Annotated in this window: 14 protein-coding genes and 1 pseudogene; 8 read left to right on the plus strand and 7 right to left on the minus strand. The window is 49.5% G+C overall.

What is annotated here, in order from left to right; translation table 11 throughout:
* Window positions 1-8 precede the first annotated feature (8 nt).
* The 4 genes and pseudogenes from BN4_RS05985 to BN4_RS06000 all read right to left on the minus strand — a co-directional run.
* Window positions 9-1616, minus strand: a complete 1608-nt coding sequence (locus BN4_RS05985) for an N-acyl-D-amino-acid deacylase family protein (protein WP_015414475.1) — start codon at window positions 1614-1616, stop codon at window positions 9-11.
* Window positions 1617-1632: 16 nt separating this feature from the next.
* Window positions 1633-2811 carry a YgeY family selenium metabolism-linked hydrolase gene (locus BN4_RS05990; protein WP_015414476.1) on the minus strand — a complete coding sequence of 393 codons (1179 nt, stop codon included), beginning with the start codon at window positions 2809-2811 and terminating at the stop codon, window positions 1633-1635.
* A 5-nt stretch (window positions 2812-2816) separates the two neighbouring features.
* Window positions 2817-4052 carry a diaminopropionate ammonia-lyase gene (locus BN4_RS05995; protein ID WP_197536719.1) on the minus strand — a complete coding sequence of 412 codons (1236 nt, stop codon included), beginning with the start codon at window positions 4050-4052 and terminating at the stop codon, window positions 2817-2819.
* A 595-nt stretch (window positions 4053-4647) separates the two neighbouring features.
* A pseudogene (locus BN4_RS06000) lies at window positions 4648-4911 on the minus strand (YbhB/YbcL family Raf kinase inhibitor-like protein); the annotation flags it as partial.
* An 824-nt stretch (window positions 4912-5735) separates the two neighbouring features.
* Here BN4_RS06000 and fdnG point away from each other — a divergent pair.
* From fdnG to BN4_RS06020, 4 genes are all read left to right on the plus strand, one after another.
* Window positions 5736-8780: a formate dehydrogenase-N subunit alpha gene (fdnG, locus tag BN4_RS06005; protein ID WP_015414480.1), complete on the plus strand. Its 3045-nt coding sequence runs from the start codon at window positions 5736-5738 to the stop codon at window positions 8778-8780.
* Between the two features lie 15 nt (window positions 8781-8795).
* Complete coding sequence (locus BN4_RS06010; protein ID WP_015414481.1) at window positions 8796-9530, plus strand: 4Fe-4S dicluster domain-containing protein; 735 nt, start codon at window positions 8796-8798, stop codon at window positions 9528-9530.
* Window positions 9531-9599: 69 nt separating this feature from the next.
* Entirely contained in the window at window positions 9600-10508 is a 909-nt protein-coding gene (locus tag BN4_RS06015; protein WP_015414482.1) for a formate dehydrogenase accessory protein FdhE, read from the plus strand.
* Window positions 10509-10516: 8 nt separating this feature from the next.
* Window positions 10517-11305, plus strand: coding sequence for a formate dehydrogenase accessory sulfurtransferase FdhD (locus BN4_RS06020; protein WP_015414483.1), 789 nt, complete (start codon window positions 10517-10519; stop codon window positions 11303-11305).
* Between the two features lie 400 nt (window positions 11306-11705).
* Here the strand turns inward: BN4_RS06020 and BN4_RS06025 are convergent, their stop codons facing one another.
* Window positions 11706-11969 carry an RNA recognition motif domain-containing protein gene (locus BN4_RS06025; RefSeq protein ID WP_015414484.1) on the minus strand — a complete coding sequence of 88 codons (264 nt, stop codon included), beginning with the start codon at window positions 11967-11969 and terminating at the stop codon, window positions 11706-11708.
* 291 nt (window positions 11970-12260) lie between these two features.
* Entirely contained in the window at window positions 12261-12782 is a 522-nt protein-coding gene (locus BN4_RS06030) for an HPP family protein (protein ID WP_015414485.1), read from the minus strand.
* A gap of 153 nt (window positions 12783-12935) precedes the next feature.
* Between BN4_RS06030 and BN4_RS06035 the strand changes: the two genes are divergently transcribed.
* Window positions 12936-14123 (plus strand): anaerobic nitric oxide reductase flavorubredoxin, encoded by a 1188-nt coding sequence (locus tag BN4_RS06035; protein ID WP_015414486.1) that lies wholly within the window; start codon window positions 12936-12938, stop codon window positions 14121-14123.
* Between the two features lie 155 nt (window positions 14124-14278).
* Here the strand turns inward: BN4_RS06035 and BN4_RS06040 are convergent, their stop codons facing one another.
* Window positions 14279-15751, minus strand: a complete 1473-nt coding sequence (locus BN4_RS06040; protein WP_231856582.1) for a DUF438 domain-containing protein — start codon at window positions 15749-15751, stop codon at window positions 14279-14281.
* A gap of 619 nt (window positions 15752-16370) precedes the next feature.
* On the opposite strand from BN4_RS06040, the gene BN4_RS06045 reads away from it, so the two are divergent.
* The 3 genes from BN4_RS06045 to mdoH all read left to right on the plus strand — a co-directional run bounded on the left by BN4_RS06045 (window position 16371) and on the right by mdoH (window position 20444).
* Window positions 16371-17969 carry a glucan biosynthesis protein gene (locus BN4_RS06045; RefSeq protein WP_015414488.1) on the plus strand — a complete coding sequence of 533 codons (1599 nt, stop codon included), beginning with the start codon at window positions 16371-16373 and terminating at the stop codon, window positions 17967-17969.
* A 76-nt stretch (window positions 17970-18045) separates the two neighbouring features.
* Window positions 18046-18327: a hypothetical protein gene (locus BN4_RS06050; protein ID WP_231856583.1), complete on the plus strand. Its 282-nt coding sequence runs from the start codon at window positions 18046-18048 to the stop codon at window positions 18325-18327.
* Between the two features lie 2 nt (window positions 18328-18329).
* Window positions 18330-20444 (plus strand): glucans biosynthesis glucosyltransferase MdoH, encoded by a 2115-nt coding sequence (gene mdoH / locus BN4_RS06055; protein ID WP_041720155.1) that lies wholly within the window; start codon window positions 18330-18332, stop codon window positions 20442-20444.
* Window positions 20445-20456 lie beyond the last annotated feature (12 nt).

A 20456-nucleotide genomic window follows, 5' to 3' on the forward strand; every position in this document is an offset into this window, starting at 1 on the left:
GTCCACAGCTATTCCCCTCTCAGCAAGACAGAGCCTTGCCCATTGGGATAATAGGACTCACCATCGTAGGCCACCTCGCCATTGACCATGACCAACTCAAGACCGGTAGGGAATTGGTCAGGCTGCATGAAATCACCGACATCCTTGAAATTTTCAGGATCAAAAATGATCAGATCGGCATAGGCATTTTTTCGAACAACACCCCGATCCGTGAGCCGGTAATTTCTTGCCGGGTTATAAGTCATCCTTTTCACGGCTTCTTCAAGAGGGAGAATCTTCTTTGTCTTCACAAACTGGGAAATAACGCGGGGGAAAGCGCCGTATGCCCGAGGATGCATCTTGCCACCGAGCAAACCATCAGTGCAGACAGACATTTCCTCTCGCTGACAGAATACTTCCAGGTGTTCCTCCTTGCCGTAATAATCGATCATCCCCACTCGGTTTTGCTCCGCTACCAGAAGGTCGAAAAGACCATCCAGAGGATCAACCTGGCGAATCTCCGCTATCTCAGAGAGACTTTTACCAATGGCGAACTGATTTTTCTGCGTCACGACACTGGTCACGAAAATACCATCAAAACCGGCAAACTCGACAAAGTTATCCCACATGGAATTCTTCTCGAGAATGGCGGCCTTGATCTTGTGTCGCTCGGCTTCGGATTGAAGCCGTTCCAGCATCTTTGCCGTGCCCCCCACATGGGCCCACGGAGGCAGAAGCGCGCTCAGCATGGTACTGCCTGCGGTATAAGGGTACATATCGAAAGTGACAGCAATGCCCTCTTCCCTGGCCCGATCAATTTTTCCCAGAACTTCGTCGATCTTCTCCCAATTATTCTTGCCGCAAATCTTGAAGTGAGAAAAATGCACCCGTACCCCACTCTCGCGACCAATAGTGATGATTTCATCCATGGAAGACAGGATCTGATTGGCCTCGCTCCGCTGGTGTACCACAAAAACACCATCATATTCGGCCACCACCCTGCACATTTCGGTCAATTCTTCTGTCGAGCCGTAGGCGCAGGGGATATAGATCAGCCCGGTAGACAGCCCCACGCATCCGGCTTCCATTCCTTTTCGAACTTCATCACACATGGCCTTGATATTGGCACCTGTGGCCTTTTTTTCGGAAAACCCAAGAACGGACAGACGAACATTCCCATGAGGTACCAGGTAGGTGGAGTTGCTGGTTGAGCCGCTGTGCCGGATACGGTCCAAATACCCCTCTATCGTTTCATAGGTCCAATCCATTTCGTCACTATCGCCATCTAGACCACCGATATTTTTCCGCCAGTCATCAATAAACGGCCCTGGAAGCGGAGCCATGGCCACGCCATCCTGCCCCAGGACCTCAGTCGTGATCCCCTGGCGGAGCTTCGGCTTGAGCAGGGGATCAAGCAGAATCTGCAAATCACTGTGGCTATGGGAATCGATAAATCCGGGAGCGACCACCTGACCAAGGGCATCGATAACCAGATCCGCCTGGGTACGAAACTCATGAGCTTCCCCTTCCCGCTTGAGAGCAATGATTCTGTCTCCTTCGATGAGGATATCCCCCTTGAACGAAGGGCCTCCCGTACCGTCGACGATGACACCGTTAATGAGAGCTGTTTTTTTCATCGGCTCACTGACTGCCCTATAAAACTGCTAAAGTTTCCATGATGATCTCGTACCCCTTCACAGCCTTGTCCAGCTGATCAATTTCGATATACTCATCGATGGTGTGAGCAAGAAATTCATCGGAAGGTCCAAAGCCGAGAGTCTTGATGTTGGCCTCGCCTGCATAATGACTGCCATTGGTGCAGAAATCATAATGGGTGAGAACACTGTCAAAACCATCTTTTTTCAAAGCAGCAAAAACCGAGGCGACAAATTGTTCCTTTTTATCATAATACCAACCGGGGAAAAACCGTTCGTCACCGATTTTTTCACCCGTGTAGCAGATGAGTTCCGCCTCGCTCAAAGAGACCTTCACGTTGAGATTCGGATGCTCCTCTTTCAGCAATGACACAGTCTCGAAGACCGGCCCGAGCACGCTCTCCTTGGTCTCTCCGACCAACAGACGCCTATCCCATGTCGTCCTGCAATAGTCAGGGACCACAGAAGCACCGGGATAAGGAGAAGAAATGACATCCACCAAAACAAGAATTCCCTTGCCTAAATTTTCATCAACCACCGGGGAAATCAGCTTCACGGCATTGATGACTTCAGCCATCTGATAGACTGCATTGACCCCATGTTCAGGGTTGGCACTATGAGCGGGTTTACCGAATGTCTCAATGACCACTTCTGCCCGTCCACGCTGACCATGTTTCAAATTCAAATGAGAAGCTTCACCAATAACCACATAATCAGGCTTGTGGTTCTTACTGATCTCACGGGCTGCGACACCTTCAAAGCACTCTTCGTGGCAGACTCCTGCCACACAGATCGTCCCTTTGAAATGACGGTCAGTCTCTTGGGCAAAATTCCTGGCCCCGACCAACATGGCGGCCAAAGCCCCCTTCATGTCCGAAGTCCCACGCCCGAAGACCTTGCCGTCTTCAATCGCTCCGCCAAAAGGATCATGGGTCCACTTGCTCGCGTCGGGCACTGGCACCGTATCCATATGAGCGTCATAAAGCTGGACTGGCCCATCTTCCTTTCCATAGATGGTGCCGACCACATTGCCGTATTTGTCGACATCCACTTGATCAAAACCAAACTCGATCATGGTTTCTTCCAAAACCTTGGCAACCTGCCCTTCTTCACCGGAATAGCTTTTGGCCTGGATGAGTCTTTGACAAACCTCAACAACTTCACTGTACGTATTCATATTAATTATGCCTCGGGTTCATTGTAGCGACCGTACCAGACAACGTCCCGATAGACTCCGGGATCAGTATCTCCTTCGGTGCTGAATGCCAGAACAGTTGATTTTTCGTTCAATTCCAGCATGGCCTTGAGGTCCGCATATTCAGGGCTCTTCATGATCCTTTCGAGCACACCCACGCCAACGGCCCCGGACTCACCGCTGACCACTGCAGTGTCACCGGAAAGAGGATTACCCAGAATTCGCATACCATTGGCCGTCGCCCACTCCGGGGCACTAATAAACCCATAGGTCAGCTGTTTCAGGATCTTGTTGCCAAGAGGATTTTGCTCACCACAGGCCAATCCGGCCATAATGGTGATCAGATCGCCTGTCTTGGTCACATCCGCGCCCTTCAAGGCACTCCCGTAATAGCAATCAGCCACATCGGCCTCGACGAGAATAATCTTAGGGCATTTTTCTTTATAAAGAGTCCGCAGAGATTCAGCGATAACACCGGCAAAAGCACCGACTCCAGCCTGAATAAAAACATGGGTCGGGATGGTCTCGCCCAGATCGGCACTGAATTCCTGGGCAATGGTGGAATATCCCTGCATGATCCAGCGAGGGACATCCTCGTACCCTTCCCAGGCCGTGTCCTGAATAACCAGCCAATTTTCCTGTTTGGCCTTGTCCGCCACAAAACGCACGGTTTCATCATAGTTCAGGTCGGTGACAGTGGCCTCAGCTCCCTCAGCCAGGATATGATCCACCCTGGCCTGTGTCGTTCCCTTGGGCATGAAGATGAAGACAGGCAACCCCAATTGTCGCCCCATCCAGGCGACGCCACGGCCATGGTTGCCATCGGTTGCTGCTGCCAGTTTGATATGAGGAAGTTCCTTATGCACTCGTTTTTTCATTTCTGGAAAAGGCAAAGAGCAAAGGGGTTCTCCCAACTCGTTGGCAAGAGCCTTGCCAACAGCATAGGAAGCCCCAAGCACCTTGAAAGAATTCAAGTTGAACCGACTGGATTCATCCTTGACAAAAAGCTGATTCACTCCAACAAATTCGGCCAGGCCATCAAGCGAATACATCGCGCTTTTCCTGTATTCCAAGAAAGATTCATGAAATGTCTTCACTTCGTTCAAGACATCATCATTTATCAGTTCAGGCTCATAGGCTTGCAGGACCTGATTTCCGTTTTTCAAAGCTTTTATCTTCATTCTCAATTCTTCCTTGGTAAGATTCTTGATGTCGAACATCATTCTTGCAGTATTTCCGGAAACACTCGAAAATTCACTTTATCGAAAATATCCCTTCTCCGACAAGGTGCTCTTCACACCGGCCCACGACAGATATTCCTTCATCGCACAACAACCACTCTCCGCCATCAGGGACATTGGAATGCCTGTCACTAATGTAGTTTTTCTTCACAGAGAAAGTCACTCTACGAAAGGCTGTCCGATTTCTTAGAAATTAAAAATTCACATTTCGGACAGACTTACTTTTGATCAAATTTATTTAACCTGTCTAAAGGCATTAGCCCCCCAAAGTGCTCACGTCAATAAAACAGACGTTTAAAATAACATTTCAATTTAATTTATTTACTCAAAGTAAATCTATGAAGCCATGGTTCTCCCCCTCTTTTCGCTCTAAAAAAAGGGGGATATCTAACCGTACCAAATCGGCACTTGGTGACGCAGAGCACGAATAAGAATAGGAATACTTGATAAGTATGCCGACAGGCGAGGGGCGAGTGCGCCCTATGAAAAGATGAAATCAAGAAAGACGGGACCCTTGACACAGAACCGCATAAGAAAAGCCCACCGAGGCAGTGGGCTTGAATCGCGAATCCAGTTTTTATTTGGGTGGGTACTGCCTCTCGGCTTTTCCCTCTCCCAACAAAATATCACCTTCAGTATTTACAGCCTTGACCGTAAATTCATAGTCATGAGAGCCACTAGGGGGACACGGTCCCTTGTAGCTCAATGCTCCTGCCGGAATGAGTTCTTCCCCTACATATTCAACACTCCCTCCACCATGATTGTACGGCGGAACATCGAGGTCTTTCATCTTAAAGAGTAACGTCTTGGTTCCTTCCGGGACTCCTTTGATAATGAAAGCAGGAGATTTCGATGAGCACTTATTGACTCCCGATTATGAAAAATCAACATCCAATGCGGAATAATTCATTGATTTTTGCATTGTTTTACAACCTGCTGCCAGTACAACAAAGCACACTGAAAATGCGGCAACAATTGTCAATAATTTGTTCATCTCTACCTCCATGGGAGTATTTTTTTTCGAGGTTTGTTTGGCAGCCTGACTGTACTAGTATGAATAATTACTATCTTTACAATTATTTTATGGCAATTAAAATAGATAGTTATCACTATCAACGAATTATTTCCTTCCATATAAACTCTCAGCAGACGGCATTATTACCGCCCCGCAATTCCTCCTCTTCGCCATAAGAATGCCATGTTGTCGGGGATTGGCCCGCACATGTTTCTGCACTTTCAAACCGCCAGTATCGGGTAAAGAAGAGACTCTCCCACCACGACGATCAAAAACTGGAAAGGATTCCCCCTCCCTTCAGCTCCGTCCACGAAAGATACGACACGACATGCGCACGCCATCCTCACATCGTCCTCATTACAATGAAACGACACTAAAAAGGCTTTGTTTTTTCAATCTCATTTTTCACATATGATAGATTTTGTCTATCATATAAATCGATATAATCTATCAATAAACTCCATAAATAAAATGCGTTAGCACAAAAACCTCCTTTTTTAGGGCGTAATACTTTTTCACTTTTTTTATATGTGCTTATTTTAACATATTGTAATAATTGATTTTTTTGATAGCCTTACCCAAATACTCAAGATCCATTTCTTAATTTTGCAGTGGCGATCTCGCCCTTGCTCAACCAAGGAGGCCATCTCATGAAATGTGACCGCCGAAGATTTTTGAAACTGACTGCCTCGTCGGCAGCGTATCTCTCCCTAGCTCAAATCGGGGTCAGCCTGACACCGATCAAAAGTTACGCTGCGGGACTGAAAATTGACGGAGCAAAGGAAATTCTGACTGTCTGTCCATTTTGTTCCGTGAGTTGTTTCGCTATCGGCTACGTAAAGGACGGAAAATTGGTCAGTGTCGAGGGCGACCCGGACTACCCCATCAACGAAGGCTCTCTTTGCGCCAAGGGTGCGGCCATGTTCACCATGACTACATCCCATCACAGGGTCCAAAAACCCATGTATCGAGCACCTTTCAGTGACAAATGGGAAGAAAAAAGCTGGGACTGGATGATCGAGCGCATTGCCCGCAAGGTCAAAGAGACTCGCGATAAGGAATTTGTCTCCAAAAATGAAGCGGGCCAGCAAGTCAATCGCCTGGAGTCCATGTTCCTGATGGGAACATCCCACGCCAGCAACGAGGAATGTGCGCTGACGCACCAATTTGCCAGAGGGCTCGGCGTGGTCCACATGGACCACCAGGCTCGCGTATGCCACAGTTCCACCGTGGCTGCTCTGGGAGAAAGTTTCGGCCGGGGTGCCATGACCAATCACTGGATCGACATCAAGAATGCCGACTCCATTCTGATCATGGGGAGCAATGCTGCGGAGCATCACCCGATTTCTTTCAAGTGGGTCCTCCGAGCCAAAGACAAAGGGGCCACTGTCATGCATGTGGACCCGAAATTCTCACGGACCTCGGCCCGCTCGAACTTTCATGTCCCCCTTCGTTCCGGCACGGACATCGCCTTCCTGGGTGGGATGATCAAACATATCATCGACAACGAAAAATACTTCAAGGATTACGTGGTCGAATACACGAATGCTTCACTCATCGTGGGCAAGGACTTCGATTTCAAGGATGGTCTGTTCTCTGGCTTCGACCCCAAAACTCGTTCCTATGACAAAAGCAAGTGGAACCTAGAGCTTGATTCCCAAGGCATCCCCAAACGCGATAAATCGCTTCAGAACCCACGTTGCGTCTTCCAGTTGCTCAAAAAACATTACTCCCGCTATTCCCTGGACAAAGTTGCTGCAACCACAGGTGTGCCAGAAGAGACTCTGCTCCGGGTATACAAGACCTATACCGCCACCGGGACAGCGACCAAGGCCGGAACAATCCTCTACGCACTTGGTTGGACCCAGCATACCGTGGGCGTGCAGAACATCCGTACTTCCGGCATCATTCAGCTCTTGCTGGGCAACATAGGCATTGCCGGGGGCGGTATTAATGCCCTTCGTGGCGAACCCAACGTCCAAGGGTCCACCGACCATGCTCTACTTTACCACATCCTTCCCGGCTACATGGCCATGCCGTGTGGGGACTGGGACACCTACGACACATATAATAAAGCCAACACGCCGATCAGCAACGATCCGGAGTCCGCCAACTGGTGGCAACACAAGCCTCAGTATTTCGCCTCCCTGCTCAAAGGATGGTTCGGAGAGAACGCAACCAAAGCCAATGGTTTCTGCTATGAACTTCTCCCCAAGGTGGACAAGGGAGGTGACTATTCCTACCTGTTCATGTTTGACCGCATGTACCAAGGGAAAATGACAGGCGGTTTCTTCATGGGACTCAATCCCATGAACAGCGTCCCCAACACCAACAAAATCCGCAAGGCCATGGATAACCTCGACTGGGTTGTCTGTGCCGAGCTGCATAATTCGGAGACTACCGACAACTGGCATCGCCCCGGTGTCGATCCCAAGGATGTCAAGACCGAGTTCTTCCTGCTGCCTTCTGCCCACCGTCTGGAAAAAAGCGGCTCCGTGACCAACTCCGGTCGCTGGCTCCTGTGGCACGGCCAAGCTGTTCCTCCTCAGTATGAGGCCCGCCCATTCGGGGAAATGTACATCCCGATCATGAACAAGGTGCGCGAACTCTATGCCAGGGAAAGCGGTACCTTTCCTGATCCGATACTCAAGCTTGACTGGCCGGAACGTTATGATCCTGAAGATTTGTGCCAACGTATCAATGGCCGATTTACCCATGACACAGTCGTCAAAGGCAAAAAATACTCCAAAGGACAGCAGGTTCCATCCTTCGCCTCCCTGGCGGATGACGGCTCAACATCCAGTTTGAACTGGCTCTACTGTGGAAGCTGGACCGAAGAGGGAGGGAACAAATGTCTGCGCCGTGACCCGAAACAGACCCCGATGCAGAAAAAAATCGGTCTCTATCCCAACTGGTCATGGTGCTGGCCGGTCAACCGCCGCATTCTCTACAATCGTGCTTCCGTGGACCTTGAAGGGAATCCGTTCAACCCGGAAAAAGCTGTTATCGCATGGAAAGATGGCAAATGGGTTGGAGACGTACCCGACGGCGGATGGCCGCCAATGGCAACGGGCAAAGGAAAATATCCCTTCATCATGCATCAGCACGGCTTGGGGCACCTCTTTGGGCCCGGCAGACAGGATGGTCCATTCCCGGAACATTACGAACCTGTGGAGACACCAGTAAAGAGCAATTTGTTCTCCAAGCAGCTTAACAGCCCTGTCTACAAGTTCACATCAAGCGCGCCGGATCTTCTCGCCAAACCAGCGGACCCGAAGTTCCCCATTGTACTCACTACCTACAGCCTCACCGAACACTGGTGTGGCGGTGGTGAAACCCGCAATGTCCCCAACCTGCTCGAAGCCGAGCCACAGCTCTACGTGGAAATGAGCCCGGAACTGGCAGAGGAAAAGGACATCAAGAATGGGGAGGTTATCATTGTCGAGAGTATCCGAGGTAAGGTTGAAGCCGTTGCCATGGTCACTGTCCGCATGCGCCCGTTAAAGGTTCACGGTCGAATCATCCATGAAATAGGTATGCCCTACTGCTTTGGCTGGACCACTCCGGGAAGCGGCGACTCCACTAACAGGCTGACACCTTCAGTGGGTGATCCCAACACGACCATTCCGGAATACAAGGCGAGTTGCGTGAATATTCGCAAGGCGAAAAAAACCACAGAGCTGGCCACCCCATAAGATAAGGAGAACATCATGTCCAAAACAATACTGATAGACACCTCTCGCTGCACGGCATGTCGCGGGTGTCAGATAGCATGCAAGGAATGGCATGAACTGCCAGCCAACAAAACCTACCAAGTCGGCTGGGGAAGCCATCAAAATCCGCAAGACCTGAACCCCAACAACTATAAACTCGTGCGTTTCAGTGAACACCTCGACAACGGCGTGGTCCGCTGGAACTTCTTCCCCGATCAATGCCGCCATTGTGACATCGCACCATGCAAAGAAACCGGTGATATGTATATTGAGGAAGCCATCGTCCAGGATGAGCAGACTGGAGCCATTGTCTACACTGCCAATACCAAGGGATTCACCAAGGAACAGTTTGAGGAAATTCGGGAATCGTGCCCATATAATATCCCCAGACGCCATGAAGAAACCGGGATAATGGCCAAGTGTACCATGTGCAATGACCGCATCCATAGTGGGATGCCGCCGGTTTGCGTCAAGTCCTGCCCGACAGGAGCCATGCAGTTTGGCGACCGGGAAGAAATGCTCAAACTCGCCGAATCTCGCCTGGCCACACTCAAAAAGGAATGGCCCGACGCCATGCTGGCTGATCCTGATTCAGTCAACGTCATCTACCTGCTGATAGACACAGCTGAGAATTATCACAAATATGCCGTGGCACAGGCTGAGATGACTCCCATGTCCAAACAACAATTCCTGGCTACCCTGGCACGCCCCTTCAAGGCAATGAAAGGCTAAAACCTCAACTCATCCCAGGCGGGACACCTTCCGTATGGTGTCCCGCCCATAAAGGTGCGGAGCAATCATATGGAAACGACATCCCCCATGAAGCAAATTCAATCCACGCTTGAAACCGTCAGGACGCGTGATTCTGCCTACAGTGAAATGACAAACCACTTTGCATTACTCTTTGAAGAAAAAGAAAAAGTGCGCAATGAACTGCTCGCAACAACTCTCCAGACGCTTGATATTGGTGATACGGATATGCGGGAAGGAATCCATCTATTGAAGAAGCGCACTCTCAGCCCTTGGACTGATGCGTTCAAATATGCGGCGAACAGACTGTTACCCGTTCTGGCTGAAGTTCTCCAACAGGAGAAGGAGACTGATAAAAAAATACAAGCCCATCTCATGGACACACAAAACATCCTCAAACTCACCCAGGCAAGAGTGAACGATTCCATGAAGGAATTCGAGAACACCGCCGAAGAATTGAGCATCCCTTCTTCTATTCTTTCTTATTATATCGAAAGCATTTCTTCTCCTGTTTTTTGTGCCGTTGTCTCCTCTTTGCAGAAATCCCTTTCCACCCAAACGTGGGAATACGGCCACTGTCCCGTCTGCGACTCCTCCCCAACCATTTCACAACTCAGCCCGAATACCTCATCATCCGAATACTTGGTTGGTGGTGGTGGGAAAAAATACCTGCACTGCTCTCTCTGTGGTCACGATTGGCATTACAAACGAAACGCCTGCGCAGCCTGTGGCAACGAAGACAGCGAAACCCGTGAAATCCTTTCTCCAGACGAAATGAAACGCGAACGGATTGAAGTCTGTCATAAATGCGACAGGTATATGCTCACTATCGACATGCGCGAATGTGCATCTCTCCCACACCTCGACACACTTCAAATGGGACTCATTCATCTGGACATTATTGCACAGGAAAGGGCGTTAACTCCCATAGCACAGACCCTCTGGAATACCATCAGATAGGCACCCCAATGACGCATTCCCCTCTTCGCATTCCGACCATCAATCCAAGTTCAGCCAGCAGCTCGATTCCCACAGGCGCGACAGGGTACCCCGAATGTACGCGCACTTTCCAACGTCTGACCCAAGGAAAATTTATCCCTCAAGAGGATACGATAGCAGTCGAGGCCGACCTGACCATCCAACTTGGTAATCAACCGGAAATAACTCTAGCCAGAACCCCTGGCGATGACTTGAACCTGATCATGGGCCACCTTTTCTGCAACTCCTTGCTTGAGACAGTTGAGGGAGTGGCCAACATCGACTTTTGTCATCAAGCCCCCTCTCATGCAACAGTGTCACTCGATGGCAGTATCCCAATCCATAGTCTTTTCAAACAACGCCCTCCTTTCCGTATCCACCCGCAACACTTGTTTGAACTCAAAAATGAATTTGAACACCAGCAGAATCTCTTCAAGCATACCGGCTCCAATCATGCAGCTGCACTCTTTTCGATCACAGGCCATCTGCTTGCTTTTGGAGAGGATGTCGGCAGACACAACGCCTTTGACAAAGCCATTGGTCGAGCCTTGATCGAAGGAACCTTGGGACAGGTAGGCATCGCCATGCTTTCCTCTCGAATCGCCAGGGAGCTTGCCGCCAAAGCTGTACGAGCAAATATTCCTGTCCTGTGCGGCTTTTCAGCAGCAACAAGTTCAGGCGTCAACTGCGCAGAAGAAAATAATATTACCCTTGTCGGCAGACTCAGGAGCAACTCTTTTAATATATATGCCAATGCATGGCGCATTCAAGATGATTGACCGATGAGCATTGTGTTCTCAGGAAGAAGACATATTGAACGAATGTGCCCCCGCGCTCTTCCACACTCCGAAGCGCCTCCTGATGGATCCCACCTCAACAGGTTGGAAACAGACCCGTTCATTCCGACTTCCAAAAATCTTTCTTTATCTCCACTCATAACTCTATAGGGTTATTCCTGCTGACCAGACCATATTCGAGTGAAAATGAGAGTTCTTCATTAGGAAAAGGAATGCAGAAATATAAGATAGTCCCCTGCCAACTCCTACTCTCTATTCCCGCCTTTGATTTTTTCCAATAGAAGACTCCATCCCTGAGACGAGATCTTCCCTTCACCACAAAAAGCGCCTGCCACTCATAAGAGTGACAGGCGCTTTTGCTAATAAAGGGAAGAACTAAAAACTACCAACGAGGGCGTTCTTCGCGGGGCTTGGCAACGTTCACTTTGATGTTGCGGCCACCAAGGTCTTTTCCGTCAAGGGCATCAACAGCGTCACCTGCGCCATTGTCATCCATCTCGACAAAACCAAAACCACGAGGACGGCCGGTTTCACGATCCTCGATGAGTTTCACAGAAAGCACTTCACCAAATTCAGCAAAAGCTGCGCGAACTTCATCTTCAGTAGTGCTCCAAGACAGATTGCCGACATAAAGATTCTTAGACATTCAAATTCTCCAAAAAGTGATAATGTATAGCGCCTATGCGCCAAAAAAAGGGAGCCGTGTGTACAAGATGCACGCACGGCTCCTTCGATAGACTTGTTTCAATTCAAACCAGTGCAGGTCACAATTCGACCGCACCTCCACGGGCGCGACTGGTGTTGAAGAAATCAATCCGTCACTTTTCAAATAAAGTCAAGTCCTATTGACTTAACGGAAGATCCCTGGCTGAGGGGAAAATATATCTTTGAGTTGTAAAAATATGACGAACAAGGGACTTTCATACGTGTAACAGCTTCACAGCGACTTCGGGTACACCCTGTCAGGGGCAATTCTGTTCACGACCAAGGCCACGAAAAGCAGGCATGCGGCACCTGTCGCGACCGGGAACAAAGCATACATATATCCAAGCTTGTGAATGCCGGGCCCGCCAATGACGGCGATCAAAGCAGTCGCCCCTCCTGGTGGGTGCAAGGTATCAGTCATTTGCATGAGAGCTATTGCCGTAGCGACTGCCAGCGGTGCTGCGAGCCATATCTCTCCCAGAAAAAGCTGAAATGCGGCAACACCAACCAAAGCAGAAAGACAGTGGCCTCCCATCAAATTCCTAGGTTGAGCGAGCGGACTGTCGATTGCCGCGTATATGAGCACGGCTGACGCGCCAAAGGAACCAATGACTAACGTCAGACCAAGCCCTTCCAATGCAAATCGGGAAACCAAGGAGACAAGAGCGATGCCGAGAAATGCTCCCAACCACGACCAGAAAATCTGAGTTTTTGGAGTACGACTTTGCCCTTTCAGAAAATTGTAAACGTTCATGAGACCTCCATACGAGTATACAATCGTTCAAGGTTGGCACGCTCTTCTTTTACTCTCCATGACTTAAGTCAACTTTGCAAAAATAATGAAATGATGGAACTTTTCTACTGAGACTGGTATGATTTACCTCACTATCAAAATAAAGGAGCAATCATGAGATTCCAAATAACGGACACCGTATCCTGGGTCGGAAAAATAGATTGGGAATTACAAAAATTCCACGGTGAAGAGTATTCCACTTTCAAAGGATCATCCTATAACTCATATCTTATTCAGGACGAAAAAACGGTTCTGATAGATACTGTCTATGGTCCATTTGGAAAAGAGTTTATCGAAAACCTGGAGAATGAAATCGATCTTGGCAGTATCGACTACGTGATTGCCAATCATGCAGAGGTCGACCATAGCGGGGCACTTCCTGAACTGATGCGCCGGATCCCCAATGTCCCGATCTATTGCACTCAACAAGCCACCAAATCCCTGAAGGGATACTACCATCAAGACTGGAACTTCCAGGTAGTCAAAACTGGTGACACGCTCTCTCTTGGCGAAAGAACATTGAATTTCATCTCGGCACCGATGCTTCACTGGCCAGACTCCATGTTCACCTATCTGGACAAGGAAAACATGCTCTTCAGTAATGATGCCTTTGGGCATCACCTTGCTTCAGACACGATGTTCAATGATCTGGTCGATCAGGACGAACTCTTCAAAGAGTGCATCAAATATTACGCGAACATACTGACTCCATTCAGCAAGATGGTTACGAAAAAAATTAATGAGATTGTGGGATTCGGACTTCCTGTTGACTTTATATTACCCAGCCATGGAGTAATATGGCGTGACGATCCATTGCAAATTGTGCACAAATATCTGGAATGGGCTGATGACTACCAAGAAAATCAGATCACGATCATTTACGATACCATGTGGAACAGCACGCGAGACATGGCGGAAGCCATAGCACGAGGCATCCGCTCAGTCTGCCCAGACGGAGTCATAAAAATCCTTCATACAGGACAACGAGATAAAAATGACATCATCACTGAAGTATTCCGCTCAAAATTGGTGGTGGCTGGCTGCTCCACCATCAACAAGGGAATCCTTTCAAGCATGGCGGGCATTCTCGAAATGATCCATGGACTGGGTTTCAAAGGAAAAAAAGGGGCGGCATTCGGTTCCTATGGCTGGTCAGGAGAGAGCACAGATATTTTGACCAAATCCCTGGGAAATGCCGGATTTGAAATGATTGGCGAAGGCATCAAGGCAACTTGGAAGCCTGACCAGGAAGCAATCAGGAAGTGTGAGGCTTACGGCAGACAACTTGGCAAGGAAGTATAAATATTCCTTCAAAATTGAAGAGTATTCCTGAAAAGGGGAAAAAGGTATCGTCTCTTTCTTAAAAAACGAACGTTTTTTTGACATTGAGCCTCACATGCCAGGCTAGTATGCCCGGCCTGTGAGGCTCTCATATCTCGAAAAACATCATTTCCCTTCTATTCCCAGTCCAGTAGCCTTTGCTGCCCTTGCAACCCTCTTATGTGTGTGACATCCTGGGCCACTTCCAGGCATCCGGCATATTCGCCATCTCTTTGTCGGATCGCATAAAAACGGATGTGAATGAAACTCCCCTTCATTTCAATCCAGAATTCAGCCATATCCCGCTCTCCTGAACGGAATTTTTCCAATATTTTTTCAACCATATACACGCTTTGAGAAGGATGACATCTCGAAACCTCACGACCAAGGATACCTTCGCTGCGGGGAAAGATACGATGCTCTGTCTGAGAAAAATACGCCACCCGATCTTGTGCATCGACAAAAGAAAGATCAATGGGGAGCGACTGCAAAATGGCGTCAACCACTTCCGGGCGCAATTTTCCGGCACTGAGATAAACGAGGTCTTCTCCTCCCTGAGGAGGCGTCCCTGTGTCATATTCCTCAGCCTTCCATTCGTCGCCTGGAGTGACCCAGGCAAAACCGATCTCTTCTTCCCCTCGGCGAACTCTTGCCCAATCCTCCTCCGAAAAGGTCTCATATGCCATGGGAAACAGGATCTGTTCTTCCTTGTAAACAAGATCACGTATAGCGATAGTCAGTTCGGTAATCAGAGAAACCGAGACATCCCGGTCCCCATCATTCAGTGCCCCAAGCACCTGTTTAAAAAGCCCTCTGATATCATCATGGATGGCCCACATGACCTGTGGAGGAGCCGTCAGTCCGTAGGATTCCATCAATGGAAAGAGTTGATTCTCCTTGCGCTCATAGTGACGGATGAGAGCGGAAAGGTCTTCCACCGCCAGAATCACCCCACTTCGTGCAGCGGAAAACGTCAAATCATCAGACATGCGCTCTGCTGCATTGTGCAGATGTGCGGCTCTGCTCTCTGCCTCCCGGTTTTCTGCCTGCAGAGTATGAAGAGGATGCCCCGGCATCATTTCAGGGATACCCGAACTCAGGGAAGAATCAAACAACTCCACATGTAGATTACACAATTTCTTGATCTCAGCCTCATCAATGCCGTCGGCGACCAAAGCCTGTTCCATAGCCCCGACCTCAACAGGAGAAACATCTTTCAAAATGTCATGGAATTCAGACCGAACAGCATCCAGGCTCTCCCCCTGATGGATTCGCGTCACAATATCCTTGAACGCCTTGATACGCTCCTCCCGAGTCAAACGAAGCTCCCCCCTTTCTCGGCCTCCAGGATTCACCACGACGACAGAATCGTTACTATGCAGATAAATTTGCCCGACAATTCCCAGCAGAAGCTCATCGGGAGCAAGGCCGCCCAAGAAAGCAGCCTGCGAAATAGATGTCACTTTCGCTAGAGTTTTGCGCAAAATAGGACTTTTCAATTGACTGAATTGAGGAGATTGCTCCGTGAGAAAATCAAGTAGAAAGGGATACGTATCAAGCAGGCCACCAATTTTTGTTTTCAGGGATACTTCCACGGTTATACCTCTCATGGGTTACAAAGTGCTCTCTATGACTGACATCATTACTCTACCATACAAAAACAATCGACCACGGAAAAGGTTCTAGATTCCCTGTCTCTCCCATACAATTCCAATGAGACTATTTAAAGGATGAAGATCGAAGCGAGAAAAGAGGGAATCATCAAGACACAGACTTTTTCCCTTCTCAAGCCCTGACCTGACAATGTACAATAGGATTCTCCCTACACACTATCAAGGCTCTCTGTACAAACGGGAACAGCCTGCCCATGTCATCCGACATTGCTTGATATGAACACAAACCTCACGAAAAATCTGGACACCTTAACAAGCCCACGGTAGGCATATTTGATACGAAATATGTGGAATGAACTTTATGAAGTACTGTGCACAAAGGTCTGACCACAGCAACCGTGGCCCAATAAAAGGGACACCAGCATAACTCGATTTCAAGGAATAGGCGTGTCTGAGATTAGCAATTGATAATATCCATACCATGGAGTAACGTGTTGCCTCAGTATGCGACAGAGAATGGCGCAAAGATTATTTTGGCTCCCGCATCATGGGCAGAATTCGCTCATGTGCGCAGTCTCATCACTCAAAAAAGAATCAATAGATAAAAAAAAGCCTAATGCCCAACAATACCCTTGAGGCGCGTCAGGGACATTGCATGGGAGTATCCCTGCAATGTTTTTTTCTCATCCTCATTCTGTCCCTTTTCCTGCCGCTTGCCAACGCGGCCCATGCCCAGGCTCCCCAACCGTTCACACGTCAACTCGTGGTGGACAAGGCTCTCCAACTGAGCCAATCGCCCTTTATCCCCTCACAAAAGAAAGTACCAGACTCACTTCTGAAGCTCGATTACGATGCTTGGCGGGACATTCGGTACATTCCGGAAAAGGCACTATGGCGTCAGGAAGAACTGCCTTTTCAGCTTCAGTTTTTTCACCCTGGTATGTTTTATGACCAATTAGTGAATATCAACATAGTCGATAATGGAGTCACCACACCGCTCCCCTTTGATACCAGCGCTTTTGACTATGGAAGTAATCATACTCTGCCGGAACAGATACCGTCAGACTTCGGTTTTGCAGGGTTTCGTGTACATGGTCCGATTAACACTCCGTCCTATTTCGACGAAATAGCTGTCTTTTTGGGAGCCAGCTATTTCCGGGCCGTGGCCAAAGGCCAGGTCTACGGAATCTCAGCGCGCGGGCTGGCCATAGATACGGCCCTCCCCAAGGGAGAGGAATTCCCGACTTTCCGCGAATTCTGGATAGAAAAACCCGCCCGCAATAGCGCAAGTCTGACGATCCACGCCTTGTTGGATAGCCAGAGCCTGACCGGAGCTTATACCTTCGTGATCCGTGGTGGTAAAACAACGACCATGGATGTGACTTCCACTTTGTTCTTACGGGTGCCAGTGCAAAAAATCGGCATAGGCCCACTGACCAGCATGTTCCTGTTCGGTGAAAATACCAGTCCTCGGGAATTGGACGATTTCCGTCCTGAAGTGCATGATTCGGACGGACTGCTGATCAAGAATGAATCGGGTGAATGGTTTTGGCGACCTTTGACCAACCCGAAAGCTCTTGAGGTCAACATTTTCAAATCCGACAATGTTAAAGGATTTGGCCTCCTGCAACGCGACCATGACTTTGCCAATTATCAAGACCTTGAGGCCCGTTCCGAAAAACGTCCCTCCCTCTGGGTGGAACCACACGGCAAATGGGGACGAGGCCATGTGGAATTGGTCAGCATCCCATCAGAGCAGGAAATCCATGACAATATAGTGGCTTATTGGGTTCCTGAAGACACTCTCGCGCTCAAGACCCCACAGACATATGAGTATACCCTCCGCTGGTACGCCGGGAGATTCACCCACCCACCTCTGGGCTATGTGCTTGCGACTCGAACCGGAGCCGCCGAGGGAGGTGGGCGCAGATATATCATCGATTTTTCAGGGAAAGCACTGAGTATTCTTACGCCTCCGGCAAATGTCGAGGGAGTCATCACTTGCGGAGAAGGAGCCTCTGTGGTTGAACAACATCTGGAAAAGAATCGCTACACTGGAGGATGGCGCCTTTCCTTTGTTGTGCGATCCGACAAGGAGCCTTCTGCCATTGAGAGAGTTCTGCCCACACGCCAGGCACCAATTGATCTGCGTGTTTTTCTCCGCCTTGATGAAACAACTCTGACAGAAACCTGGAACTATGCCTACCAGCCCTGATACCGGCACAGCAAAGAGTTCTTCCTGCCGTGAACAGACGGCCCGTCGCCTCCTCATTTACCTGGAGAGGTTCCCCATGAGCACGGAAGACCGCCTGGAGTTGGCGCTGGAGGTTTTGCGAAGCCTTCCAGTGGACTCCACCCCGGACCAGGCTCTGGCCGCATTGTGGCCCAGGTTGCCACAGGTTGCTCCTGATGCTTTCCCTCCGGCATATCCCTGTATTAAGCGGGGCCATATGCCCAGCCAATATCTCGGCCGCCCCCGCACTGGCTTCATCGGCTTTGCCGCTCGCTGGGGATGGCTGCTTTTCATCATCATGCTCCTTGGACTGACCCTTTTACTCAACAATATGCCGTGAGTATGACTCTGAACCATGAAAAGAAGAGAACCTGGCGAGGATCGGCCAGAAAACGCCGACTTGTTCTCGGTCTGCTTATCCTGATCCCATCAGCATTCTCCAGTTCTTATGTTGCCTCAGTCCTGCCACATAAGGGTGGAACCCCGCTGGAACTGGCTATTGTGATTGTTTATTCAATTCTTTTCGCCTGGATTTCAGTGGGATTCTGGACAGCTGTTATGGGCTGCTTCACCCTGTTACGTCGCTATGACCGGTTTGCCGTCAGTCACGCCCTTTCCACGTCAGAACTCAAGCCCTCCACTGTTCGCACAGCAGTCTTATTTCCCATTTGCAACGAGGATACCCCCCGTGTAATGGCCGGGATCAAGAGCACATATCTCTCACTTCAAAAGATGGACGGGGGTGAAAATTTTGATATCCACATCCTGAGCGATTCACAGGGGGCGGACAAATGGATGGAGGAAGAGGCGGCTTGGGTCGACCTGGTGGAAGAGCTTGGAGCACAAGGGCACATATTCTATCGACACAGAAAGGTGAACCTGAAACGTAAAAGTGGCAATGTCGCAGAGTTTTGCCGCCGTCATGGTCAACTATACACTTACATGGCGGTATTCGACGCTGACAGCGTCATGAGTGGACAGTCGCTCAAAGGTATGGTTCGCATAATGGAGCTGAATGAACGAATCGGCATTCTGCAAACCGCTCCGGCCTGTTTCGGGCGCAATACCCTGCTCGGACGATTGCAACAATTCGCCAACAGGGTTTACGGTCCCATGTTTGCGGCAGGACTCCACTTCTGGCAATTGGGGGACGCTCAATACTGGGGACATAACGCCCTCATTCGCATCGAACCATTCATGCGCCATTGTGGCCTCCCCAGACTTCCCGGAAAGCCTCCCAAGGGAGGCGACATTCTCAGCCATGATTTCGTGGAGGCAGCACTCATGCGCCGAGCTGGATGGGGAGTATGGTTGGCTTTCGATCTCCAGGGCAGCTGGGAAGAATGTCCACCCAACCTTCTGTCGGAGCTGAAAAGAGACCGTCGCTGGTGCCAGGGAAACTTACAACATTTACGGCTGCTGTTCACCGAAGGACTGTTCCCGGCACACCGCATTCTCTTTCTCAATGGTGCCATGAGTTACGCTTCGGCTCTGCTCTGGTTTCTGTTTCTCATGCTTTCTTCAGCCGAAGCAGTTGTCGAAGCCATTGTCGGTCCTGTCTACTTTTCAACAGGCAAAACACTCTTTCCCAATTGGCCTGTATGGCAACCGTCGTGGGCCATGATCCTGTTAGCCACAACCGGTGTGCTCCTCTTTCTGCCAAAGGTTCTCAGTTTTCTCTTGCTCATCTTCAAGACCCGTCAGGCTCAACTGTTCGGAGGAGTGTTCCGCCTCCTTATCAGTATACTCCTGGAAGTTGTCTTTTCAGCGCTTTTGGCACCTATTCGCATGTTGTTTCATAGTAAATTCGTTTGCATGATCCTCTTGGGGAAAAAAATCGGATGGGGCACGCAGCAGCGGGACGACAAAAAAACTCCCTGGCTTGACGCACTTCGTTTCCATGGTGGGGGCACTTTCTTCGGTCTTCTCTGGGGAGGCATTGTCTGGCTCTACTCACCTGAATTTTTCTGGTGGATAAGCCCCATTGTCATTCCCATAGTCCTCTCTGTGCCGCTTTCCGTCATAACAAGTCGACGAGACCTGGGACAATGGCTGCGGAAAAAACGTTTATTGCTCATCCCCGAAGAAACTGAGCCTGCCCCAGAAATCATTCAGGTCAGCCGCTTCACCCAAGAAATGGAAGAAGCACCTGTCTTTCTCGACCTCCCACGTGAAGCAGGATTCCTTCGAGCCATCATCGACCCGCGAATCAACGCTTTGCGCCGCTCCCTACTGACCCGTCATACTCGACAAGTCGGTCCGGCGGAAATTTCTCGCCGGAATCAACTAACCCAAAAAGTCTTGCAACACGGACCGAGTATTCTTACTCCGGCACAACAACTCATCCTTTTGCGTGACCCTGACTCCCTCCTTCAACTCCACCAATACGCCTGGGCGCTCGATAAACATGTTTTTCAAGAACGCTGGTTAAGGAACTCAGCACGTTCAAGACCATAAATAGACATGAGT

It is taken from the genome of Pseudodesulfovibrio piezophilus C1TLV30 (genome assembly GCF_000341895.1).
Lineage (GTDB): Bacteria > Desulfobacterota > Desulfovibrionia > Desulfovibrionales > Desulfovibrionaceae > Pseudodesulfovibrio > Pseudodesulfovibrio piezophilus.